The 24,604-nt window shown below is 68.2% G+C and carries 20 protein-coding genes; 9 read left to right on the forward strand and 11 right to left on the reverse strand.

Features of this window, described 5'->3' with window-relative positions:
- Positions 1–15: 15 nt before the first annotated feature.
- The 8 genes from C5O79_RS29520 to C5O79_RS29555 form a co-directional block, all read right to left on the reverse strand.
- Positions 16–843 carry a M55 family metallopeptidase gene (locus C5O79_RS29520; protein ID WP_047850127.1) on the reverse strand — a complete coding sequence of 276 codons (828 nt, stop codon included), beginning with the start codon at positions 841–843 and terminating at the stop codon, positions 16–18.
- A complete protein-coding gene (locus tag C5O79_RS29525) occupies positions 840–1,922 on the reverse strand; it encodes a P1 family peptidase (RefSeq protein WP_122475607.1) in 1,083 nt (360 codons plus the stop codon). The genes C5O79_RS29520 and C5O79_RS29525 overlap by 4 nt, the downstream gene beginning before the upstream one ends.
- A complete protein-coding gene (gsiD, locus tag C5O79_RS29530; protein WP_046547604.1) occupies positions 1,922–2,815 on the reverse strand; it encodes a glutathione ABC transporter permease GsiD in 894 nt (297 codons plus the stop codon). Before gsiD ends, C5O79_RS29525 begins: the two co-directional genes overlap by 1 nt.
- A 7-nt stretch (positions 2,816–2,822) precedes the next feature.
- Complete coding sequence (gene gsiC, locus C5O79_RS29535; RefSeq protein ID WP_039357012.1) at positions 2,823–3,743, reverse strand: glutathione ABC transporter permease GsiC; 921 nt, start codon at positions 3,741–3,743, stop codon at positions 2,823–2,825.
- Positions 3,744–3,822: 79 nt separating this feature from the next.
- Positions 3,823–5,385 carry a glutathione ABC transporter substrate-binding protein GsiB gene (gsiB, locus tag C5O79_RS29540; protein ID WP_046547602.1) on the reverse strand — a complete coding sequence of 521 codons (1,563 nt, stop codon included), beginning with the start codon at positions 5,383–5,385 and terminating at the stop codon, positions 3,823–3,825.
- A 95-nt stretch (positions 5,386–5,480) separates the two neighbouring features.
- Positions 5,481–7,382: a dipeptide ABC transporter ATP-binding protein gene (locus C5O79_RS29545; RefSeq protein WP_122475605.1), complete on the reverse strand. Its 1,902-nt coding sequence runs from the start codon at positions 7,380–7,382 to the stop codon at positions 5,481–5,483.
- A 29-nt stretch (positions 7,383–7,411) separates the two neighbouring features.
- Entirely contained in the window at positions 7,412–8,410 is a 999-nt protein-coding gene (locus tag C5O79_RS29550; RefSeq protein ID WP_131931979.1) for an isoaspartyl peptidase/L-asparaginase, read from the reverse strand.
- Positions 8,407–9,351, reverse strand: coding sequence for a MurR/RpiR family transcriptional regulator (locus tag C5O79_RS29555; protein ID WP_039357021.1), 945 nt, complete (start codon positions 9,349–9,351; stop codon positions 8,407–8,409). The genes C5O79_RS29550 and C5O79_RS29555 overlap by 4 nt, the downstream gene beginning before the upstream one ends.
- Positions 9,352–9,818: 467 nt before the next feature.
- On the opposite strand from C5O79_RS29555, the gene C5O79_RS29560 reads away from it, so the two are divergent.
- The 5 genes from C5O79_RS29560 (at position 9,819) to C5O79_RS29580 (ending at position 17,538) form a co-directional block, all read left to right on the forward strand.
- On the forward strand, positions 9,819–11,090 hold the full coding sequence (locus C5O79_RS29560; RefSeq protein WP_131931981.1) for an MFS transporter: 1,272 nt from the start codon (positions 9,819–9,821) through the stop codon (positions 11,088–11,090).
- Between the two features lie 27 nt (positions 11,091–11,117).
- Complete coding sequence (locus C5O79_RS29565) at positions 11,118–13,538, forward strand: glycoside hydrolase family 31 protein (protein ID WP_122475599.1); 2,421 nt, start codon at positions 11,118–11,120, stop codon at positions 13,536–13,538.
- Between the two features lie 109 nt (positions 13,539–13,647).
- A complete protein-coding gene (locus C5O79_RS29570; protein WP_122475597.1) occupies positions 13,648–14,835 on the forward strand; it encodes a porin in 1,188 nt (395 codons plus the stop codon).
- A 317-nt stretch (positions 14,836–15,152) separates the two neighbouring features.
- On the forward strand, positions 15,153–17,174 hold the full coding sequence (locus tag C5O79_RS29575; RefSeq protein ID WP_122475595.1) for a BCCT family transporter: 2,022 nt from the start codon (positions 15,153–15,155) through the stop codon (positions 17,172–17,174).
- Positions 17,175–17,226: 52 nt separating this feature from the next.
- Positions 17,227–17,538 carry a hypothetical protein gene (locus C5O79_RS29580; protein WP_122475593.1) on the forward strand — a complete coding sequence of 104 codons (312 nt, stop codon included), beginning with the start codon at positions 17,227–17,229 and terminating at the stop codon, positions 17,536–17,538.
- A gap of 99 nt (positions 17,539–17,637) precedes the next feature.
- Here the strand turns inward: C5O79_RS29580 and C5O79_RS29585 are convergent, their stop codons facing one another.
- Entirely contained in the window at positions 17,638–18,486 is an 849-nt protein-coding gene (locus C5O79_RS29585) for a class I SAM-dependent methyltransferase (RefSeq protein WP_131931983.1), read from the reverse strand.
- Positions 18,487–18,677: 191 nt separating this feature from the next.
- Here C5O79_RS29585 and C5O79_RS29590 point away from each other — a divergent pair, with 191 nt between their 5' ends.
- The 3 genes from C5O79_RS29590 (at position 18,678) to C5O79_RS29600 (ending at position 21,906) form a co-directional block, all read left to right on the forward strand.
- Positions 18,678–20,141, forward strand: coding sequence for a metallophosphoesterase (locus tag C5O79_RS29590; RefSeq protein ID WP_124494546.1), 1,464 nt, complete (start codon positions 18,678–18,680; stop codon positions 20,139–20,141).
- Between the two features lie 44 nt (positions 20,142–20,185).
- Complete coding sequence (locus C5O79_RS29595; protein WP_131931985.1) at positions 20,186–21,535, forward strand: cytochrome c peroxidase; 1,350 nt, start codon at positions 20,186–20,188, stop codon at positions 21,533–21,535.
- Between the two features lie 95 nt (positions 21,536–21,630).
- On the forward strand, positions 21,631–21,906 hold the full coding sequence (locus C5O79_RS29600) for a hypothetical protein (protein WP_011355479.1): 276 nt from the start codon (positions 21,631–21,633) through the stop codon (positions 21,904–21,906).
- A gap of 81 nt (positions 21,907–21,987) precedes the next feature.
- On the opposite strand, the gene C5O79_RS29605 is transcribed toward C5O79_RS29600, so the two are convergent.
- Entirely contained in the window at positions 21,988–23,472 is a 1,485-nt protein-coding gene (locus C5O79_RS29605) for a PLP-dependent aminotransferase family protein (protein ID WP_131931987.1), read from the reverse strand.
- A gap of 203 nt (positions 23,473–23,675) precedes the next feature.
- Between C5O79_RS29605 and C5O79_RS29610 the strand changes: the two genes are divergently transcribed.
- A complete protein-coding gene (locus C5O79_RS29610; RefSeq protein ID WP_047850138.1) occupies positions 23,676–24,029 on the forward strand; it encodes a hypothetical protein in 354 nt (117 codons plus the stop codon).
- Between the two features lie 152 nt (positions 24,030–24,181).
- Here C5O79_RS29610 and C5O79_RS29615 read toward each other — a convergent pair whose 3' ends face one another.
- Positions 24,182–24,604, reverse strand: a complete 423-nt coding sequence (locus C5O79_RS29615; RefSeq protein ID WP_046547590.1) for a DUF6691 family protein — start codon at positions 24,602–24,604, stop codon at positions 24,182–24,184.

A 24,604-nucleotide genomic window follows, 5' to 3' on the forward strand; every position in this document is an offset into this window, starting at 1 on the left:
TGGCGGCAATGCGCATCACCGCAGCATGAACGACATCGCCGACAAGCTGTTCAGCGTGCGCACCACATGCTCGACCGAAGGCCCGTCGAAGCGCAACGTCACCGCATCGACGCGCTCCAGTTGCGGCAGCACGCAGAACAGGTCGGCCAGCGCCGCCGTCTGCACGCGCAGCGTGCACGCGGCCGGCGCGGGCCGATGGGCGCCGGCGCGCACGCCTGCCGACAGTGCGTGCGCAACCGCTTCGCGCGCAGCCGTTGCGATCCGCGCACACGACGCGGCGGGCGTGAGCGTATCGCCGCTCGACGCACCGCCGGCCGTCTTGACCGTCTCGAAATGCGCATCCGGAAACAACGGCTGCGTTTCCGCCGCGAACACGTCGTCGCCCGTGGCCAGCGCGACGTGCGCGCCGTATTCCCGCGCCAGCGCACCGTACAGCCCGGCTTCGCCGAGTTCGACGCCGTTCAGCCATACCTGCGTGAACGCGAAGCCGTTGATCGTGTGCGCGAGCACGCCGCGCGTCTGCGATTTCGCGTGATAGCCGATCATGAACACGAGGTCGGGCTGCTGTTCGAGGCCCGTCATCATCCCGAGCGTGCGCGGCTTGCCGAGCACGACACGCGCACGCGCATCGAGCCCGTCGGGCAGCAGGTTGCGAAAACCGCCGTGCGAATCGTTGACCCACACCGCCTGCGCGCCGCCCATGAACGCGCCTTCGATCGCTGCGTTCGCCTCGGCGGTCATCCAGCGGCGCGCGCGCTCGTATTCCGGATTGCCGGCGCGCGTCTGCTCGGTGGCGAATACGCCGGCAACGCCTTCGATGTCGGTTGAAATCAGGATCTTCATGACTGGATAAGACGTCCTTCGTGGCCTTCGTTGAACAGGCGATCGAGATCGGGCACCGCATCGCGCAGCGATTGCCGCACGTGGCCGTCGCGCCCGGCCACCGTCACGGCCTGCAGCAGCGCGTCGGCGATCGCATGCTCGACGCTTTCGGCCGCGGCCATGAACAGCGGATCGAGCGCCGCATCGGCGACGAGGGCGGGCAGCGCGATGGTCGATGCGTCGTGCGCGATCGTGCAGGCGGTGGAGAAAGCGAGCGCGATGTCGCCGCTGCCGTGCCCGTAGACCGAGCCCGTGCGAGCCAGCCCCGCACCTGCACGGCGCGCGAGCCGCGACAATTGCCGCGCATCGAGCGGCGCGTCGGTAGCCAGCAGCAGGATGATCGACCCTTGCTCCGGCAGCGCCACATGCGCGGCCTCGGCCGCACGCCGTTGCGCGACGATGCGCCCGACCGGCACGCCGCCGAGCGTCAGCATCGGCAGCCGGCCGAAATTCGCGAGCACGAGCGCGCCGACCGTATAGGGCCGGCCGGCCGCGACGGCGACGCGCGACGCCGAACCGATCCCGCCCTTCAGGTCGAAGCTCGACATCCCGCGCCCGGCACCCACCGCGCCGCGTGCGACATCACGCGACGCCGCGCGGCACGCGTCGTCGTAATGCGCGGCCGTAACCGCGAACGCCTGGATATCGTTCAGATAGCCGTCGTTGCACTCGAACACGAGCGGGTTGACGGTCGACCAGTCGCGGCCGATCTGCGGATTCGCCGCGATCGCCGCGCGGATCTGCGCCTGCGCGACCGCACCGACGCCGAACGTATTGGTGAGCGCGATCGGCGTCTCGAGGGTGCCGAGCTCGTCGACCTGCACGAGCCCGACACTCTTGCCGAACCCGTTGATCACCGCAGCCCCCGCCGGCACCTTGCTGCGGTACACGTCGCCCGGATGCGGCTTCACGACGGTCACACCCGTCTGCACGTTGCCGGCATCGAGCGTGCAATGGCCGACCGTCACGCCCGGCACGTCGGCGATCGTGCCGCGCGGCCCGGCCGGCAGCGTCGCCGTCCACATCGGTGCATCGCGCATCAGCGGCGCTCCAGCTTCGGATCGAGCGCGTCGCGCAGCCCGTCGCCGAGCAGGTTGAACGCGAGCACGGTCAGGAAGATCGCCAGGCTCGGGAAGATCGCGATGTGCGGCGCCGTCACCATGTCCGCGCGCGCCTCGTTGAGCATCGCGCCCCACTCCGGCGTCGGCGGCTGCGCGCCGAGCCCGAGGAACGACAGGCTCGCGGCCGTGATGATCGACGTGCCGATCCGCATCGTGAAGTAGACGACGACCGACGACACGGTGCCCGGCAGGATGTGCCGCATGATGATCGTCCAGTCCGACGCGCCGATGCTGCGCGCGGCCTCGACGTAGGTCATGTGCTTGAGCATCAGCGTGTTGCCGCGCACGAGCCGCGCAAAGGCCGGGATGCTGAAGATCGCGACCGCGCAGATCACGTTGACCATCCCGTTGCCGAGGATCGCGACCACGCCGATCGCGAGCAGGATGCCCGGGAACGCGAACAGCACGTCGGCCACGCGCATCGTGATGCGGTCCCACCAGCCTTCGTAGTAGCCGGCGAGCAGCCCGAAGAACGTGCCGATCACCGCGCCGAGCGCGACCGAGAAGAAGCCGGCCGCGAGCGAGATGCGCGTGCCAGCGACGATCCGGCTGAAGATGTCGCGGCCGAGCGAATCGACGCCGAACCAGTGCACGACCGACGGCCCCGCGTTCAACGCGTCGTAGTCGAAATAGTTCTCGGGATCGAACGGCACGATGTGCGGCCCGACGAACGCCAGCACGACGAGCGCCAGCACGAAGCCGCCCGCGACGAGCGCGACGGTCTGCTTGCGGAACTTGCGCCAGAATTCGCGCCACGGCGTGCGGATCGCGGCGGGTGCGGCCGGCGCCGCGGTCTGGACTGTCGCGTTCATGCGCGCCTCACTTGAACCGGATGGTCGGGTTGATGACCGCGTACAGCACGTCGACGGTCAGGTTGATCAGGATGAACTCGAGCGAAAACAGCAGCACGATCGCCTGGATCACGGGGTAGTCGCGCATCGTCACCGCATCGACGAGCAGGCGCCCGAGCCCCGGCCAGTTGAACACGACCTCGACGACGATCGAGCCGCCGAGCAGGAAGCCGAACTGCAGCCCCATCATCGTGACGACCGGGATCATCGCGTTGCGCAGGCAGTGCTTGAGCACCACCATCGGCTCGTGCACGCCCTTCGCGCGCGCGGTGCGCACGAAATCCTCGTTCAGCACCTCGACGAACGACGCGCGCGTGAAGCGTGCCATCACGGCCGCGACCGCGGCGCCGAGCGTCAGCGACGGCAGCACGTAGCTCTTCCACGAACCGTCCGGCACGACCGGCAGCCAGCCGAGCTTCACCGAGAAGACTTCCATCAGCAGCATGCCGAGCGCGAACGCGGGAAACGAAATGCCCGACACCGCGAGCGTCATCCCTAGGCGGTCGGGCCAGCGGTTGCGCCACACGGCAGACGCGATCCCGATTGCCATCCCGAACGCCGTCGCCCACACCATGCTGACGAGCGTCAGCAGCAGCGTCGGCATGAAGCGCTCGCCGATCTCGGTCGACACCGGCCGCTTGCTGCGCGTCGACACACCGAAATCGCCGTGCGCGATCTTCACGAAGAAGTTCGCGAACTGGGTCGGCATCGGCTTGTCGAGCCCGAGATCGGCACGCACGAGCGCGACCGTCGCATCGTCGGCTTCGGGGCCGGCCGCGAGCCGCGCCGGGTCGCCGGGCAGCAGGTGCACGAACAGGAACACCAGCACCGCGACGATCGCGAGCGTGGGCAGCAGGCCGAACAGGCGTTTGACGAGAAAATTCAGCATGGGGCACCGATCGAATCAGCGTACCGGCGGCTTGCGCCGCCGGCACCGCGTGGCGGGCGAGCCGCCGTCATCACCACTGTCATTTCAGCGAGATTTCGTCGAAGTTGAACGAGCCGTCCGGCATCACGTACGCACCCTGCAACCGCTTGCTGCGCGCATACACGATCTTCTCCTGCACGAGGAAGATCCACGGGGCATCGGTCCAGATCTGCTTCTGCGCATCGGCGTAGAGGTCGGCCTTCTTCGCGCGATCGACCGTCTCGAGCGCCTTCGTCAGATCGCCGTCGACCGTGTCGTTCTTGTAGTACGCGGTGTTGACGAGCTTCGGCGGCGCCGACGCGCCGGCGAGCAGCGGCGTGATCGCCCAGTTCGCTTCACCCGTCGACGACGACCAGCCGATGTAGTACATCCGCACCGGCGCCTTCGCCGGATCCGGCGCGCTCTCGACCTTCGCGACGCGCTCGCCGGCTTCCAGCGCCTGCACCTGCACCTTCACGCCGACCTGCGCGAGCTGCTGCTGCACGAACTGGATCGCCTTCTGCGACGTCGAGTTGTTATACGCGGACCACAGCGTCGTCTCGAAGCCGTTCGGATAGCCGGCTTCCTTCAGCAGCGCGCGCGCCTTCGCCGGGTCGTACGGCCACGGGCCCAGCTTCGTCGCGTAGTCGACACCCTGCGGCACCACGCCGGTGGACGGCGTCGCGAAGCCGGAGAACGCGACCTTCGCGAGCGCTTCCTTGTTCACCGCGTAGTTCAGCGCCTGGCGCACCTTGGGGTTGTCGAACGGCTTCTGCAGCATGTTCAGCGACACGTAGCGCTGCACGATCGACGGCCGCTCCACGATGTCGACCTTCGGGTTGCCCTTCAGGTCGGTCGCCTGCTCGAACGGGATGCGGAACGCGAAATCGGCCTCGCCGGTCTTGATCAGCGCCGCACGCGTGTTGTTGTCGACCACCGGCTTCCAGTCGATCGCGTCGATCTTCGGATAGCCCTTCTTCCAGTAGCCGGCGAACTTCTTCACCTTCAGGTCGTCGGTCTGCTTCCATTCGACGAACTCGAACGGGCCCGTGCCAACCGGATGCAGCGCGATGTCGCGGCCCCACTTCTTCAGCGCGGCCGGCGAGATCATCACGGCCGACGGGTGCGCGAGCGTGTTGATCAGCGCCGAGAACGGCTCACGCAGCGTGATCTTCACCGTGTACGGATCGACCACTTCGGTCTTCTCGATCACGCGGAACATGTTGTAGCGCTTCAGGTGGTTCGCGGGATCGGTCACGCGGTCGAAGTTCGCCTTCACGGCCGCCGCGTTGAAATCGGTGCCGTCGTGGAACTTCACGCCCTGGCGCAGCTTGATCGTGTAAGTCTTCGCATCGGGACTCGCGTCGTAGCTGGTCGCCAGCACGTTGACGAGCTTCATGTCCTTGTCGAAGCCGAACAGCCCCTGGTAGAACGACTTGACGACGGCCTGCGACACCGTGTCGTTCGCGTCGTACGGGTCCATCGTCGTGAACGTCGAATCCACCGCCATCACCGCGGTCTGCTGCGCGAACGCGGGCACCGCGGCCGACAGCGCGAACGCGCCGGCAAGCGCGACGAAACACGCGCGCGGACGAAACATCGGGAACGGATGCTGCTTGGTCATTTTGCTGGGCTCCTATCGGTGAATCGGTGACGCCTCACGGGCGTTTCGGTTTCGACTTCCTGCACGCTCGCGCATCGCCGTGGCGATGCATTTCTTCAGTACGCGCCGCCGACGCGGTGCGTCGCGACGTAATGATCGGGGCCGACCGCCACGAGCGGCGCGACGGCGGGCTCGTCGCCGACCGCGCGGATCGGGCTCGGAATCTCGTCCGCCGCCAGCTGGCGCGGCGCATGCCGGCGTGCCGGATCGGCCACCGGCACCGCGCTCATCAACTTCTTCGTGTACGGATGCTGCGGCGCCTCGAACACCGCGCGGCGCGGGCCGATCTCGACGATCTGGCCGAGATACATCACCGCGACGCGATGGCTGATGCGCTCGACCACCGCCATGTCGTGCGAGATGAACAGGTACGCGACGCCGAGCTCGCGCTGCAGGTCGAGCATCAGGTTGACGATCTGCGCCTGCACCGACACGTCGAGCGCCGACACCGATTCGTCGGCGATCACGACCTTCGGGTTCAGCGCGAGCGCGCGCGCGATCGCGATCCGCTGACGCTGGCCGCCCGAGAATTCGTGCGGATAGCGGCGCGCGGCCTCGGGCGGCAGGCCGACCTTGTCGAGCAGCCAGTCGACGCGCGCCTGCGCTTCGCGGCCGCTCGCGACGCCGTGCACGAGCAGCGGCTCCATGATCGAAAAGCCGACGGTCAGGCGCGGGTTCAGCGACGCGAACGGATCCTGGAAGATGAACTGGATGTTCCGGCGCAGCGCCTGCAAGTCATGGCCCTTCATCGCGCTGATGTCGCGGCCGTCGAATTCGATCGAGCCGCTCTGCGATTCGACGAGGCGCAGCAGCGAGCGGCCGGTGGTCGACTTGCCGCAGCCCGATTCGCCGACGAGCGCGAGCGTCTCGCCCGCGCGCAGCTCGAAGCTCACGCGCTCGACCGCATGCACGTATTGCGACACGCGGCCGAACACGCCGCTCTTCACCGGGAAGCGCGTGACGAGATCGCGCACGCGCAGGATCGGCGGTGCAGCGTGATCGACGGGCGGCTGCGCCGCGTCGTTCGCGGCGCACGCCGTGGTTGCGGGCGTCGCGCTCGCGCCCTCCACCTTCAGCAGCGGGAATTTCTCGGGCGCATCGGTGCCCTGCATCGAGCCGAGTTTCGGCACGGCCGCGAGCAGCGCGCGCGTGTAGCGATGCTCCGGCGCCGCGAAGATGCGATCCGATTCGCCCTCCTCGACCTTCTCGCCGCGATACATCACGAGCACGCGGTCGGCCACTTCGGCCACTACGCCCATGTCGTGCGTGATGAAGATCACGCCCATGTTCATTTCGTCCTGCAGCCCGCGCACCAGTTGCAGGATCTGCGCCTGGATCGTCACGTCGAGCGCGGTGGTCGGCTCGTCGGCGATCAGCAGCGACGGCCGGCACGACAGCGCCATCGCGATCATCACGCGCTGCCGCATCCCGCCCGACAACTGGTGCGGATAGCGCGCGAACACGCGGCGCGCCTCCGGAATGCGCACGAGTTCGAGCAGCCGCAGCGTTTCCGCGCGCGCTTCCGACGGGCTTTTCGACTGGTGCAGCGCGATCGCCTCGCTGATCTGGTCGCCGACCGTGAACACCGGGTTCAGCGACGTCATCGGCTCCTGGAAGATCATCGCGATATCCGCGCCGCGAATGCCGCGCATCGTCGCGCCGCTGGCCTGCGCGAGATCGACAATTGCACCGCCGCGCCGGCGGAACGCGATCCGGCCGCTCGTGATCGCGCCGCCGCCGTGCTCGACGAGCCGCATCAGCGCGAGCGACGTGACCGACTTGCCCGAGCCCGATTCGCCGACGATCGCGAGCGTCTCGCCGCGGTCGACGTGAAACGACACGTTGCGCACCGCGTCGAACGTCGCGCCTTCGCGGCGGAACGTGACCGACAGGTCGTCGACGGCCACCACGCGCTGCTCGGGCAGCACCAGGCCGGACGGGTTACGGCTCGAAGTCATCGTGGATCTCCTCCTCGTGCGGTGCGGTTTCAGGCCGTGTCGTCGTCGCGATAGATGCCGACCACCGGCGCTTCACCGACGCGCGCGTAACCGCGGTACATCCCTTCGGTGTTGAACGGCATCGCGACGTTGCCCTGCGCGTCGACCGCGATGATCCCGCCGCGGCCTGCGAGGCGCGGCAGCTTGTTCATCACGACGTCGTGCGCGGCATCGGCGAGCGACGCGCCGCGATACGCAATCTGCGCAGCCACGTCATGGGCGGTCGCGAGCCGGATGAACATCTCGCCGGTGCCCGTCGCGGATACCGCGCAGGTTGCGTCGTCCGCATAGCAGCCCGCGCCGATGATCGGCGAATCGCCGACACGCCCCGGCAGCTTGTTCGTGATGCCGCCCGTCGACGTCGCCGCCGCGATGTGGCCGTGCCGGTCGCACGCGACCGCGCCGACCGTGCCGTGCTTGCGATCCGGGTCGAGCGGTTCGGCCGGTTGCTGCTGCCGTGATTTGCCGAACGAGAACGTCGCCGCATCGTGGTCGAGCATCACGCCGGCCGCTGCGCGCGCCTTGACCCACTGCGCGTGACGCGCCTCGGTGTCGAAGTAGCCCGGTTCCGCGAGTTCGAGCCCCTGCGCGGCTGCGAACGCATCGGCGCCCTCACCGGCGAACAGCACGTGCTCGCTGGCTTCCATCACGCGCCGCGCGGCCAGCACCGGATTGCGCACGCGCGTCGCGCAGCAGATCGCGCCGGCGCCGAGCGTCGCGCCATCCATCACCGCCGCGTCGAGTTCGTGCTTGCCCTCGGCCGTATAGACGGCGCCGCGTCCGGCGTTGAACAGCGGACAATCCTCGAGCATCCGCACCGCGACGGTGACGGCGTCGAGCGCGCTGCCGCCATCGGCCAGCACCTGCTGCGCGGCCGTCAGGATGGCGGTCAGTTCGGCACGGTACTGGCGTTCGGTGTCTGAATCCATCGCCTCGCGCAGGATCGTGCCTGCGCCGCCGTGAATCGCAACGATCGCGGGTGAAGTCATGTTTTTTTCGGACGGTGAGTGGAAGGGTTGGCGGCCGGCAGCGTCGCTTGCGGCTGGACGAGCCACGGCAGCAGGAATTCGGTCATCTCGGCCGCGGATTTCGCGGATCGGTGCGTGCGCAGCGCGACCGCGTCGATCAGTGCCTCGATCATCGCGAGCACGGCCGCTTCCGACGTCGCCGCGAAGCGCCGCTCGGCCCTGACGTACAGGTTCAGCGACGCGATCGGTGCGAGCGGCGATTGCGGGCCGTCGGAGATACCCAGCACGCGCGCACCGCGCGCCGCCGCGCGGCGCGCCAGTTCGATGGTGTCCTTCACGTAGCGCGGAAACGCGAGCGCGATCACGAGATCGCGCGAGTCGGCCGTATACAGCCGCCGCGCGGCGTGCGACGGGCCGCCGAGCAACGCGAGCGACTGCACGTTGTCATGGCAGACGGACAGCCCGTGCTCCATCAGTCCGGTGAGAAACGCGCTCGACCCCGCGCCGAGGATCAGCACGCGCCGCGCGCCGACGATCGCCTCGACCGCGGCTTCGACATCGGCTGCGTCCAGTTGCGCACGCGTGTTCTCGATGTTCGCGACGGCCTGGTCGAATACCGCGTCGATCCACGCGGCTCCGCGTACGCCGGGCTCCTGCTCCTGCGCGGAACGCAGCCGCTCGACCGGCCCGAGCGTCGCCTCGAAGCCGCGCACGAGCGCCGCGCGCATCGCCGGATAGCCGTCGAAACCGAGCGCCTTCGCGAAGCGGTTTGCGGTCGCGATCGACGCATTCACGGCCTGCGCAAGTTCGTCGATGCGCATCGTCGCCGCGCGAAACGGATTCGCGAGCACGAACTCGCCCATGCGGCGGTGGATCGGCGTCATCAACGGCATCGCCGACGCGATCCGCTCGGCGATCGCGGGTTCGTCGTGACTGGCGTCGGGCGGAACGAGAGGCGTCATGCGAAGGGTTGTTGCAAGGATGATGAAAATGAATTTACACAACTCCCGTCTCGAAAAGAAATAAATTTTCATCACGGTTGTCACACCCCGCCCCGCCCCGTTCGCTCACCCGACGCTCGCACAGCCCCGCCGCACGGCCCTGGGCGCGTGATCGCCGTGCGTTGCCACGCACGCCGCGTGGCCGCGCTCATCGGGAAAACCCCAATCAAGTTCGTTCGAATGCATTTTCACGTTGACCGCATTCGAATTCGAACATAGGATGCTCGAAAATGATCAGTCGTCAGATAACATCGCAGCCCGATGACGACAAAATGTTCGTTCGAATGCCGTATTTTCGATATAAGCCGGTATGACCTGCGCCCATCAAGATCGGACATCGTACGAATAAAACGAACAAGCCATCCCGAGCGGATGGCCCTTACGGATCGGCTGGCGCCGTGCGCCCGCCCCTCTGACAGGAGACAGCAGTGAAAACAGTCAAGGCGTTGCGCTGGTGGATCATCGTGCTCGTATGTCTCGGCACGATCCTCAACTACCTCGCACGGAACTCCCTCGCGGTGCTCGCCCCCGAGCTGAAGCAGGTCTTTTCGATCTCGACTCAGCAGTATTCGTACATCGTCGGCGCGTTCCAGATCGGCTACACGATCATGCAGCCCGTGTGCGGCTTCATCGTCGACCTGATCGGGCTGCGGCTCGGGTTCGCGCTGTTCGCGATGCTGTGGTCGGTGGTCGGCGTCGCGCACGGCTTCGCGTCGGGCTGGCTGTCGCTCGGCATCCTGCGCGGCTTTCTCGGGCTGTTCGAGGCCGCCGCGATTCCGTCCGGGATGAAGGCGGTCGCCGAATGGTTCCCCGATCGCGAGAAGTCCGTCGCGGTCGGCTATTTCAACGCGGGCACGTCGCTCGGCGCCGCGATCGCGCCGCCGCTCGTCGTGTTCCTGTCGATGCAATTCGGCTGGCAGGCCGCGTTCATGGCCACCGGCGCGCTCGGCTTCGTGTGGGCCTCGCTCTGGTACGCGCAGTACCGGTCGCCCGCGGACCATCCGCGCATCACGCCGCAGGAACGCGCGCTGATCCGCGACGGCCAGGCGACGATGCCGCCCGTGTCGAAGCGCCGCATCCGCGATGTCGTCACCGCGCGGCGCTTCTGGGCCATCGCGCTGCCGCGCTTCTTCGCCGAGCCCGCGTGGCAGACCTTCAGCTTCTGGATACCGCTGTATCTCGCGACCGAGCGCCACATGGAACTCAAGCAGATCGCGATCTTCGCGTGGATGCCGTTTCTCGCGGCCGACCTCGGCGGCATCGCGGGCGGCTACCTGTCGCCGTACCTCATGAAGCGGTTCAAGCTGCCGCTCGTGTGGTCGCGCGTGGCCGGCGTCGCGCTCGGCGCGGTGCTGATGCTCGGGCCCGCGATGATCGGGCTCGTCGCGTCGCCGTACACCGCCATCGCGCTGTTCTGCGTCGGCGGCTTCGCGCACCAGATGATCTCCGCACTCGTCAACACGCTGTCCGCCGACGTATTCGATCCCGAGGAAGTCGGCACCGCGAGCGGCTTCGCCGGAATGGCCGCGTGGATCGGCGGGCTCGGTTTCTCGCTGCTGGTCGGCGCGCTCGCCGACAAGATCGGCTATGCGCCGCTGTTCGCGTGCCTCGGCCTGTTCGACATCATCGGCGTCACGCTGCTCGCGATGCTGATCCGCGGGCAGTCGAAGCAGGAACGCCTGCTCGCCCGGCACGCCTGACCTTCGCTCTCACCAGGAATCGCATTCATGACTTCGCTTCTTCATCCGCCCGTGTTCCGCGTCGCCGGCCAGCACGCGAACCGTGTGCTGCTCGCGTCCGAGGTGGGCGCGACCGTCGAGATCTTCGTGCTCGAGGACGACATCGTGCGGGTGCGCGTGCTGCCCGACGCGACGGCACGCAACCCGCGCACGTGGTCGATCGCGCCGGGCCTGGACGACGTACCGCTCGACGGGCGCGACCGCCTCGATCTCGACGGCTTCACGCTGCCCGCCTATACGCTCGTCGAAGACGACGATGCCGTGTGCATCGAGACCGCGCAGATCCGCGTCGCGGTGCGCCGGCAAGGCGGCCATTGCACGTGGTCGATGCGCGGCGCGGACGGCACGTGGCGCGTCGCACTCGCCGACCGTGCGACGCAGGCGTACAACTTCGGCTGGTGGGACGATCGCGCGTATCACTACGTCGCCCGCGAGCGCGGCGACAAGGTATTCGGCCTCGGCGAACGCGCGGGCGACCTCGACCGCACCGGCGCGCGCTTCGAGATGCGCAACATCGACGCGATGGGCTACAGCGCGAAGCATACCGACCCGCTGTACAAGCACATCCCGTTCTACATCACGTGGTCGCCCGCTGCCTGCCAGGGGTTCGGGCTGTTCTACGACACGCTGTCGGACTGCGCGTTCGACATGGGCCGCGAACTCGACAACTATCACGGCCCGTACCGCTATTTCGTCGCCGAGCATGGCGATCTCGACTACTACTTCATCGCCTCGCCCGGCACGCCGCTCGCGGCCGCGCGGCGCTTCACGTGGCTCACCGGGCGCCCCGCGCGCACGCCCAAATGGGGACTCGGCTATTCGGGCTCGACGATGAGCTACACCGACGCGCCGGACGCGCAGCAGCAGATGAACCAGTTCGTCGAACAATGCGGCACGCACGACATCCTGTGCGATTCGTTCCACCTGTCGTCGGGCTATACGTCGATCGGCGCGAAGCGCTACGTGTTCAACTGGAACCGCGACAAGTTTCCCGACGCGAAGGGCTTCGTGAAGCATTACCGCGACCACGGCATCCGCCTGTGCGCGAACATCAAGCCGTGCCTGCTGCGCGACCATCCGGCATTCGAAGACGCGGCCAGGCGCGGGCTGCTGATCCGCTCGGCGTCCGGCGAGCCCGCATGGGTGCAGTTCTGGGACGAGGTCGGCGCGTATCTCGACTTCACGCAGCCTGACGCGTACCACTGGTGGCGCGAGCAGGTCACGTCGGCGCTGCTCGACTACGGGATCGAGTCGACCTGGAACGACAACAACGAGTACGAGATCTGGTCGCCCGACGCGATCGCGCACGGCTTCGGCCAGCCGTTCCCCGCGCGCGAGGCGAAGGTGCTGCAGACGATGCTGATGATGCGCGCGTCGTGCGACGCGCAGCGCGCGCATGCGCCGGCGCAGCGGCCATTCCTCGTATCGCGCTCCGGCGGCGCCGGCATGCAGCGCTACGTGCAGACGTGGTCGGGCGACAACTATACGTCGTGGGAAACCTTGCGCTACAACCTGAAGATGGGCCTCGGGCTCGCGCTGTCGGGCGTGTCGAACATCGGCCACGACATTGGCGGCTTCTCCGGGCCCGCGCCGTCGCCCGAACTGCTGCTGCGCTGGGTGCAGTTCGGCATCTTCATGCCGCGTTTCAGCATCCATTCGTGGAACGACGACGGCACCGTCAACGAACCGTGGATGTACCCGGAGATCACCGCGCAGATTGCATCGCTGATCAAGCAGCGTTACCGGCTGCTGCCCTACCTCTATCACCTGCTGTGGCTGTCGACGACGCGCTACGAGCCCGTGCTGCGGCCGACCTTCGCCGATTTCCCCGGCGATGCACGCTGCTACGACGAATGCGACGACATGATGCTCGGCGACGCGCTGCTCGTCGCGCCGGTCGTCGATCCCGGCCTGACGGCGCGCACCGTGTACCTGCCGTCGGGCGCGCGCTGGATGTGCTGCGCGAGCGCGCAGGCATTCGACGGTGGCGCGAGCGTGACGCTGCCCGCGCCGCTCGACACGCCGGTGATGCTGCTGCGCGAGGGCCGCGTGCTGCCGCTGAACGTGGCGGAACAGCATTTCGGCGCGCGTGCCGACACGCGCGGCTTCCTCGTTGCGCCGCGCATCGAGGACGGCATCGCCTACGGCGAATGCGTCGAGGACGACGGCGAAACGGAAGCATGGCGCGACGGCGAATACGGGCTGTGGCGCATCGAGACCGGCCGCGAAGCGTCGGGCGCGCTCGGCGTATCGGTGCGCTGGGACGGCCGCCCGGCCCGCCCGGCCGACCGCGTCGAGATCCTGCTGCCCGCTTCGCTGCAAGGCCCGCTCGCCGTGCGCGGCGCGCGCGTCGAGCAGGATGCGCAGGATGGCGCATGGCGCCGCCTCGTCGTCGCATTCGACAACTGAACCGCGTCACCCACGCAAGACGGGCCGTTCACGCGGCCCGCCGCCCGCCACAGAGGAGGCGACCGAGCCTCGCCCACCTTGAAAAGATGAAGAGATCTGGAGATCGTCAATGAACGCACCCGTCAACCGCTATGCAATCCTGATTTTATCGGCCGCATCGCTCGGCACGACCGCCGCCCACGCACAGAGCAGCGTGACGCTGTACGGTGTCGTCGACGATTCGCTCGCGTACGTGAACAATCAGCAGGGCCATTCGAACGTCTACATGCGCGACGGCAACCTGTATGCGTCGAAATTCGGGCTGCGCGGCGACGAGGATCTCGGCGGCGGCACGCATGCGATCTTCGACCTGCAGTCCGGCTTCAACCTGAACAGCGGCGCGCAATCCGCCGCCGGCCTGATCTTCAATCGCCAGGCGTTCGTCGGCCTGCGCAACGATCACTACGGCACGATGACGGCCGGCCGCCAGTACACCCCCTACTTCCTGTTCGTCGGCCCGTACGCGTCGAGCAGCTGGCTGACCGGCGCGACTGGCGCGCATCCGGGCGACATCGACGGCCTCGACACGACGATCCGCGTGAACAACTCGGCCACCTATACGTCGCCGACCTTCGGCGGGCTGACCGCGAGCGCGATGTATGCATTCGGCGGCATTGCCGGCGCGACCGGCAAGGGCAACACGTTCAGCGCCGCGCTGCGTTATGCGAACGGGCCGATCGGCGTCGCGGCCGGCTACCTGCGCATCAACAGCTCGGGCTCGTCGGCCGGTTTCCTGAATCCGGCGACCGCCGCGTCGGGCAGCTTCGCGGTGTCCGTGCTGAACCAGGGCTACCTGACCGCAAAGGCCGTCGAGCAGGTCGCGGCAGCCGGCAACTACACGCTCGGCGACCTGACGATGGGTCTCAACTACTCGAACGTGAAATACCTGCCCGGTAACGGCTCCGCGTTCACGGACACGGCCGTGTTCAACACCTACGGCGCGCTCGCCGCGTACCGCTTCACGCCGACATTCTCGGTAGCCGGCGCGTTCGCGTACACCCTTGCGTCGAAGGCAAACGGCGTCAACAGTGCGGCCCGCTACCAGCAGTATTCGCTGAAGGAGTCGTACAGCCTGTCGAAGCGCACGACGCTCTATGCGCTGCAGGCGTACACGCATTCGAGCGGGCAAACGCTCGGTGCGCAAGGCGCCGGCCACGTGATCGACGCGGCGCCGATCGTCGGCGATTCGCAGCAGCTCACGCCATCGACGACGCACGGCCAGTTCGTCGGGATGGCCGGGATCGCCGTCACGTTCTGAACCCCCGCGGCAGCGCCTTCGGCGCGCTGCCCCTGCCCCGGGAGACACGCATTGCGCAGATTCCACGCGTGCTGCCCGGGCGCCCGATACATGGCTGCCGCAGCGTTTTCGGCGGACTGTCCGCCCGCCGTGCGAACCGTGCGGGTTTTCTCGATCTCCTCAATACCTTACAATTCGTCAGGTTTCCCCTTCTGCATGCCCCCTTCTTGCAGTCCTGACACCGCGGTACACTCGACGCACGCCGTATCAGGGTCCGACGCGTGACGTACGCGCCGGGCGGCGTCGCGCCTCGTTGCGCCCACAACTGGATGCCAGCCATGCCAGATTCCCGTCCCTCGCCCCGCACGACATTCAAGCCCCAGGTCGTGCTGCCCGCGCTCGCGGTCATCGGCGCGCTGCTCGTCGTGTGCGCACTGCGCCCGAGCGAAGCCGGCGCGCTGTTCTCCGCCGGCCAGCAATGGGTCATCGCGCGCTTCGACTGGTTCTACGTGCTCGCCGTCACCGGCTTCCTCGTGTTCCTCGTGCTGATCGCAGCCAGCGACTTCGGCAACATCCGGCTCGGCCCCGACGATGCCGAACCCGAATTCAGCTTCGTGTCGTGGACAGCGATGCTGTTCGCGGCCGGCATGGGCATCGGCCTCATGTATTTCGGCGTCGGCGAGCCGATGCAGCATTTCCTGAAGCCGCCGACCGTCGACCCCGGCACGCCCACCGCCGCGCGCGAGGCGATGCTGATGACCTTCTTCCATTGGGGCTTCCACGCGTGGGCGATCTACGGGCTGATGGGGCTCGTGCTCGCGTACTTCGGCTTCCGCTACAACCTGCCGCTGACGTTGCGCTCGGGGCTGTATCCGGTGCTGCGCGAGCGCATCAACGGCTGGATCGGCCACACGGTCGACGCGTTCGCGCTGGTCGGCACGGTCGCCGGCATCGCGACGACGCTCGGCTACGGCGTGATGCAGCTGAGCGCGGGCCTGCATACCGTCGCCGGCTGGGACACCGGCAGCAACGTGTTTCGCATCGGGCTCGTTGCGGTCGTCGTGATCCTCGCGGGCGTATCGGCCGCGACCGGCCTCGACAAGGGTGTGCGGCGGCTGTCGGAGCTGAACCTGCTGCTTGCGTTCCTGCTGCTCGCGTTCGTGGTCGTCGCGGGCCCGACCGCATTCCTGCTGCGCGCGCTCGGCGACAACATCGGCCAGTACCTGTCGAGCCTCGTCGACCTGTCGTTCCGCACCTATGCGTATGCGCCGCCGCGAGAAGAAGGCTGGTTCGGCGGCTGGACGATCCTCTACTGGGCGTGGTGGGTGTCGTGGTCGCCGTTCGTCGGCATGTTCATCGCGCGCATCTCGCGCGGCCGCACGATCCGCCAGTTCGTGATCGGCGTGCTGCTCGTGCCGACCGCGTTCAACCTCGTATGGATGACCGTGTTCGGCAACAGCGCGATCTGGCTCGATACGCACGGCGCGGCCGGCGCGCTCGCGCAAACGGCAACCAACGTCGACGCGCTGCTGTTCCGCTTCTTCGATTTCCTGCCGATGCCGCAACTGCTGTCGATCGCCGCGATCGTGCTGATCGCGGTGTTCTTCATCACCTCCGCCGATTCGGGCGCGTTCGTGATCGACCAGATCGCCACGCGCGGCAACGCTCATTCACCGGTGTGGCAACGGCTGTTCTGGGCCGCACTGCTCGGCGTGACGGCCGCGGTACTGCTCGTCGCAGGCGGGCTCGGCGCATTGCAGGCGATGACGCTGATCGCCGCGCTCCCGGTCGCGATCATCATGATCGCGCTCTGCTACGGGCTGTGGCGCGGGCTCGCGGCCGACCGCGTGCACTATTCGCAGGACGTCGCACCCGCGACGAGTTTCTGGACCGGCCAGCACTGGCGCCACCGCCTGACCCACATCCTGCGGCAGACGACCGAAGCCGAAGCGCGCCAGTTCGTCGCCGAGACGGTCGAGCCCGCGTTGCGCAAAGTCGCCGACGAGCTGCGCGCGAGCGGTGTCGATGCGAACGTGCAGCGCGACAGCGACGATGCCGTGCGGCTCACCGTGCCGACCGCCGACCACCGCGATTTCGTGTACGGCGTGCGCGTGACGGTGAAATCCGCGGCCGCGTTCCTGGTGCGCGAGGCGGCCGAGCCGGAAGCGGAACGGGCGCACGTGTACGGGATCGTCACGTTCTTCGAGGACGGGCGGCTCGGCTACGACGTCGAATACCTGCGCGGCGACGAAGTGATTGCCGACGTGTTGCGCCAGTACGAACGCTACGTGTCGCTCGCGGCCGACAAGCGCACGCATCTGCTGAGCCGCGCGCCGGGGCATGCGACGGAGGCCGAATGAACTTCGCCCTTGCCGTGCCGTGGCGGTCTGCCACCCACGATGGAGCGGCACGATGACCGGACTCCTGCAAAGCCGCGCCTCCGACGTCATCGCGCTCGGCACGCTCGCCGCGCTCTACCTCGGCGGTGTCGGCATCGCACTGTGGCGAATCCGGGCCGCGGCGCCGCGGGGCAAGATCTACTGGATCGTCTGCGCGGCGCTGCTCGCCGGCGGCGCCATCGCGATGGGCATCAACCTGTCGCCGATGCCGGACACCGGGGACATGCCGCCCGGGTTTGCACTCGGCGTCGAAGCGGTCCTGCTCGGTCTCGCCCTGGTCGCCGGCGGTTGCGCGTGGTTGATGCTGCGCGCGCGGCGACGCTGACGCGCGACTGTCACGCGGCCCGGCTTCGCCTCGTGCGAACGGCCACGCGCGGGGCGAACCGGCCGGCCCTTCCTGGGCCTACCTGTTTACCGCAACGCGTTACGCGGACGGTGCGCGCGCCGTCACGAGCCAGATTGCCGCGTCGAAGCGCACATCGGCACCATTCACGTAAGGCGAGAACGCCGCACGCATCGTGTCGACCACGCGCCGCCGAGTCGCCTCGTCCACCTCCAGCAACGCCAGCCCGACCGGGCCCAGCCGCGAGATGTAGTCGTCCAGCGCGGGCTCGGGCAGCACGCATGGCAAATCGACCGGCTCGATCACGATGTCCGCCCAGCCACTGTCCGACAGCACCGACGCGATCCGCTGCCGTTCGCCGAACGCGAATTGCCCCGGCGCGCCGGGCCGCCGGGCGGGCAGGTTCGGCAGCAACGGCGCGGCGGCTTGCTCGGCGATCGTCATGAATGGATTGTCGGCCGCGCTGCGCCATGCGATGAACCGCATCTGCGCATTCGGCCGCGCCGCATGCCGCAGATTCGCAAAAGCACGCTCCGGATCGTCGAAGAACATCACGCCGAGGCGCGACACGATCAGGTCGACGCTCGCGGGCTCGAACGCGTGGGTCTGCACATCGGCGCGCACGAAGCGGGCATGAACGCCGCTGCGTTCGGCGCGCGCCCGTGCGGCGTCGATCATCCGGGCCGAGATATCGATGCCCGTGCATTGCACATCCGCCCCGAGCCGCCGCGCGATCGCGAGCGTGACCGCGCCCGTGCCGCAGCCGACGTCGAGCACGCTGCACGCGGATGACTTGGCCGCCGCATCCGCAAGCAACTTCTCCAGCGGTTCGAACATCCGGTCGATCGGCGCCTGCGTGTCGACCCAGGCGCGCCCCGACGGGCCGTTCCATAGCGCGGATTGTTCATCATTGGGCCGGCTGGTTTCCATCGTCGATTCCCCTTCTGGTTCGTTGATCGTGCCTCGCACTTTGCTGCTTCAAGCCGGCTTGAGGTCAAGGCCCCGGCCGCGACCTGCCGTCGCAATGTCGGCGCCCAACCCGTGTACGACCCGCCGTCCTCCTTTTCACATTTCTTACATTCGCGCTGCGTATCGTTGACGACTTTCCTACGGTGCCTCCCATGCGACGATTCCTCACGCGCGCGCTGCTCGTGCGCTGCGCCCCTCTTGTTGCGCTCGCCGCGCTGTCCGCGTGCTCGAACCACATCGATTCGCCGGCCGATCCGGCGAGTGCGTCGGTCAACGTCCAGGCCGCATGGGTCGAGATCGGCGATGCGAACCAGGCGATCGCACGCGTCATCACGAACTATGCGCCCGCGTCGGCCGGCGATCCGCTGTGCCCGCAACTGACCGTCGACGGCAAGCTGTCGCGCATGTCCCTGCGCGCAGGCGCCGCGACCCTCGCCCAGCGGCCCACCGCCAGCGATCCGTCCGATTCGAAGCCGTCGAGCTTCCCGGTGTCCGTCTGCGAGATGACGCTGCCGGCCGGCGCGCAGGCGGCGAGCGTCGCCGGCCGCACGCTGCCGCTGCCGAAAGCGCAGCCGCAACGCATCGCGATCATCGCCGACACCGGCTGCCGCATGAAGAAAGCCGACAACGCGTGGCAGGCGTGCAACGACGCATCGGTCTGGCCGCTCGACACGATCGCGGCCAGCGTCGCGAAGCTGTCGCCCGATCTCGTGATGCACATCGGCGACTACCACTATCGCGAGAACGCGTGCCCGCCGGACATCGCCGGCTGCAAGGACAGCCCGTGGGGCTACGGCTGGGATACGTGGCAGGCCGACCTGTTCCGTCCGGCCGCCCCGCTGCTTGCGAAGGCGCCGTGGGTCGTCGTGCGCGGCAACCACGAGGAATGCGCGCGGGCGGGCCAGGGCTGGTTCCGCTTCCTCGATCCGCGCCCGTATTCGGCCGCGCGCTCGTGCGACGATCCGGCCAACGACAACAACGCGAACTATTCGGAACCCTATGCTGTGGCGCTCGGCGGCGGCTCGCAGGTGATCGTGTTCGACACGGCGAAGGTCGGCCGCACGCCGCTCAAGACGACCGACGCGCAATTCGGCATCTACCAGAAGCAGTTCCAGACGGTCGCCGCGCTCGCGTCGAAGGCCGGCATGACGACGACGATCTTCACGAACCACCATCCGATCCTCGCGTTCGCACCGATCGCCGGCAGCACGCCCGCACCGGGCAACCTCGCGCTGCAGTCGGTGATGTCGAGCCTCAACGCGCAGGCGTACTACCCGCCCGGCGTGCACGTCGCGCTGCACGGGCACGTGCACGACTTCCAGGCGATCAACTTCTCGTCCGGGCATCCGGCGACGATCGTGTCCGGCAACGGCGGCGACAATCTCGACGTCGCGCTGCCCGACCCGTTCCCGGCCGGCCTGACGCCCGCACCGGGCGCCGTGATCGAGCGGCTGTCGCACCACAACAGCTTCGGTTTCCTGATCATGGAACGCCGCGCCGCGCCGGCGACCGGCTGGGTGTTCCACGCGTATTCGGCGGCCGGCAAGCTGCTCGCGTCGTGCAACCAGTCGGGCACGACGCTCGCCTGCGACAAGACGGGATTCATTGCGCCGTGAGCGAAGGCGCTCGATGTGACGGCCGCGCTGCAGGCGGCCTGCAAATGCTGCGCGCGCTGGCCACGGCGGCCGTGCTTGCCGGCCTGACGCTCGCCGCTCATGCCGCGCCGGCCGAAACGGTCCTGCTTCCTGGTGCGCCGCCTTCGCGCATCGTCGACACGATCGGCAACGGCACGCCGCAGGTGGCCGGCAAGATCGATGCGGCGACCGCGCGCTTCGCGCCCGACCCGACGCTCGTCGCGCTCGGCCGCCGGATCTTCTTCGATCCGCGGTTGTCCGAGCCGCGCGGCATGTCGTGCGCAGGCTGCCACGATCCGGGCCGCGCGTTCGCGCCGACGCTGTCGGCCGCCTCGCTCGCGGGGCCCGGCGTGCCGGAAGGCAGCCGGCCCGGGCGCTTCAGCCAGCGCAACGCACCGTCGCTGCTTTATGTGCGCTACGTGCCGCGCCGCCACTTCTACCAGGATGACGACGCACCCGCGCCGTCGCCGTTCGGCGGCCTGTTCAGCGACGGCCGCGCGGATACGCTCGCCGAGCAGATCCGCGGGCCGCTCTTCGATCCGAACGAGATGAACAACCGGTCGCCGGCCGCGCTGCTGCGCAAGGTCGACGCGACCGAACTCGCGGCCGATCTCGCCGCGCGCTTCGGCGCGCCGGTGCGGCGCGATCCCGAGCAACTGGTGCGCGCGATGGGCCTGGCCGTCGAAGCCTATCTGCAGAGCGACGAGATGGCGCCGTTCGCGTCGCGTTTCGATGCGTTCCTGCGTACGCGCAAGCCGCTGGCGCCGGCCGAGATGCGCGGCCTCGCACTGTTCCGGAATCCCGACAAGGGCAACTGCATGAGCTGCCACACGCTGTCGGAAACATCGAGCCGCCCGGAGCGTTCGCTCTTCACCGATTTCGGCTACGACGCGATCGCGGTGCCGCGCAACCGCGCGCTGCCGGCGAACCGCGATCCGCGCCATTTCGACAACGGGCTGTGCGACACCGCACGGCGGCTGCGCTGGCCCGAGCCGACGCAATGGTGTGGCTATCTGCGCACGCCGGGGCTGCGCAATGTCGCGGTCAAGCAGACGTTCATGCACAACGGCGTGTTCACGACGCTGCGCGACGCGGTCGCGTTCTACAACACGCGCTCAACCGACCCGAGCTTCTGGTATCACGGGGCCAGAACATTCGACGACGTGCCGGCCGCCTATCGCGGCAACATCAACGTCAACTCGACGCCGATGAACCGCCGGCCCGGCACGCCGCCCGCGTTGAGCGACGCGGAAATCGACGACATCGTCGCGTTCCTCGGCACGCTGACCGACGCGCGCTATACGAAGGTTGCCGCCCCTGTGGCGCCCGCTGCCGCTTCTGTCCCGATCATCCGAACTGCCGTGCCGGCTCGCTGACCTGGCCGAACGGCCAGCCTGGACGTACCCGCTTGCGGTCACCGCAAACACTGGTTATATTTACAGTACTGTATTTATGAACAGTGAGGTGCGCGATGGAACATCTGGTTCGTATCGTCAACGAAGCCGATCGCCAAGTGCTGGCGTGGCTCCGCGCTCAAGTCGGTGATGCCCGCGTCGAGCGCGCGGCTCGCCAGCTCGGGCATACGCGCAAGCCCTTCCCGTCCGCCGTATGCCGGTATCTGGGCATGAGCGCACCGGCCACGCTGCGCCAGGCCGAACGGCCGCGCGCCGCACGCGATTTCTCGGTCGGTGATCGTTACCTGTCGCTGATCCGCCAGCACCTCGCTACGCACTCGGCCAGCCGATGAAATGGCGGCGGCTGGCCGTGTCGATGGCCCGGAAAGCTGCGGGGCTCGCGAATTCGCCAGCCCGGCCGTCCGACACCGCGCTTACGTGGCCGCGGTGGCTTCCCGTACGAGGCGCCCGAGCGTTTGGAATGCCGCTTCGTGCGCCGCATCGAACACGCGCGTGCATGCGAGCCGGATATAGCCGTCGAAGCGGTCGGAGTTCGAGAAGATCGAACCGGGCGCGATCCTGACTCCGTTCGCCAGCGCGGCGTCGAACAGCGCCTCGGAGCGCACGCCGTCCGGCAGCGCGATCCACAGCAGCATCCCGCCCGGCGGCTGGTTCATCCGGGTTCCGGCCGGGAAATGCCGCGCAATCGCATCGATCGTCACGTCGCGCTGCACGCGCAACTGTTCGCGAAACCGGTGCAGATGGCGATCGAACGCGCCCGAGCCCACGAATTCGGCGGCAACGGCCTGCAGCAACGCGGCGTTGTGCCGGCTGTGCGCGAACTTCAGCATCTTCACGCGCGCGTGCCAGCGCCCCGCGCTTATCCAGCCCAACCGCATCCCCGGGGCCAGCACCTTGTTGAACGACGGGCAGTAAATCACCGTGCCGTCGCGGTCCCATGCCTTCACCGGCTTGACCGGCTGCGGCGCCTCGACGAGCTCGCGATAAGGCTCGTCCTCGATCACGGCCACGCCATGGCGCGAGCAAAGCGAGACGAGCGCAGCCTTGCGCTCGTCGGGCATCACGCAGCCGAGCGGGTTCTGCAGGTTCGGCACGACGACCACCGCCCGGATGTCCGGGTACGCGGTCAGCGCCACTTCGAGCGCCTCGATCGACAGGCCGGCTGTCGGGCTGGCCGGGATTTCGAGCGCACGCAGGCCGAGGCTTTCGAGCAACTGGATCAAGCCGAAGAAGGCCGGCGATTCGATCGCGATCGTGTCGCCCGGGCGCGACACCGCGCGCAACGCAAGATTCATGGCATCGACGCCGCCGCTCGTCGACATCACGTCGTCCGGCGTCACCGTCACGCCGTACGACAGCGCGCGCTTGGCCATCGTCTGCCGGAATTCGGGCGAACCGCCAACGGGCCCGGCATCGGTCAGCAACGTGGGCTTGCGCCGCAACAACCGGATGGCGAGCGCCTGCAGGCGCTCGGCCGGATACAGCGTGGCCAGCGCGGACGCGCCGCCGAGGTTCAGCGCATCGGGTGCCGCGTTCGCGCGGTCGATCACGCGCGACACGCGTTCGTGCAGCCCCGCGAACGGCGGCTCGACGCTCAGCGGCGGCCCGTCGCTTTCCGGCAGCGTTTCGAGCGCGGCCGACGCGCGGCGCCGCACGAAGTAGCCGGAGCGCGGCTTCGCTTCGCACCAGCCGGTATCCTCGAGCCGCCGGAACGCCTGGATCGCGGTCGACAGGCTCACGCCGTGCTGTGCCATGAACGCGCGCACCGACGGCATCCGGTCGCCCGGCGACAGCGTGCCGGCCGCGATGATGCGGCGGTAATGCTCGGCGAGCCGTTCGTAAAGCGGCTCGCCGTCCATGGGCAAAGGCAGGCGGGATGAATCGGCGAAAAGCGTCATGCAGGCGATCGTGCCCGCACGGCCGATCTCACGCCAGATACAGATTCCGGGGAAACGCACCGATACAGCGACACAAAATCGTCGCCTGCACCGCAACAGATTCCCGGCCCCTGAATCTGTCGTGCCGGTGCCCGTTTCCCTAACCTGATTGCACGCAGTCGCCTCGCCGTCGCGAGGCCGCGCAACCGGGAAAGGGAATCGCCATGCAGACGCATCACATCCGCCTCGACGCCGGGCAAAGCCACTTTGCGTGGTTCGACAAGGGCAGCCAGGTCATCGTGCTGGACGGCGCGCTGGCGGTCACGCTGCGCCATGGCGGGCTCGACTGGCTGCCCGACGCGCCGCAGCACATTCGCCGCCTGCTCGACGAAGGCGAATGCCTGACGCTCGAGACGGCCGGTCATGTGGCGCTGTCGGCCGGCGGCACCGGCGCGGTCAGTACGGCGGTCGTGGAACCAGACGAACAGCCCGGCGTGCTCGCGGCATGGTGGCGCGCGATCCTGCGCCGGCTGTCCGGACGGATACGCGGAGGCCATCAAGTACGCGAGCATTCCTGAAACGGCGATATGCCACGTCACCGAGGAGCGTCAGGCTGCCACCGCATCATTCGGCGAAGATCTGACGCGATCCGGTTCGACCGCGCTCATACGAATCAACCGACTTTGACCGGTTCAACCGTCTCTCCCCCTGCCACGCGACGATCACGACATCATCGCCCGCTCCCGCGACGCTCGAGCCACTCGAACACCGCCATCCCTGCCAGCATCGCGACGACGAACACGATCCCCTTCGCCGATCCGAAACCGATCGACACGATCGCGGGCCCCGGGCAGAACCCGGCGATCCCCCAGCCGATGCCGAACACGGCACTTCCGGCAACCAGGCGCACCGTGATCGCCCGCACGGCCGGCAACTGCATCGGCAAGCCGAGCCACGTCCGCGTCCGGCGCTTCGCCCATGCGAACGCGAACACGGCCACGCCGATCGCGCCGGCCATCACGAATGCGAGCGACGGATCCCAGCGGCCCGCCAGGTCGAGAAAGCCGAGCACCTTCTGCGGATTGGCCATGCCCGACACGATGAGGCCGATGCCGAACAGCAGCCCAGCCAGAAACGCGAATCCTGCCTGCAT

It is taken from the genome of Burkholderia sp. SRS-25 (assembly GCF_004343765.1).
Classification (GTDB): domain Bacteria; phylum Pseudomonadota; class Gammaproteobacteria; order Burkholderiales; family Burkholderiaceae; genus Burkholderia; species Burkholderia contaminans.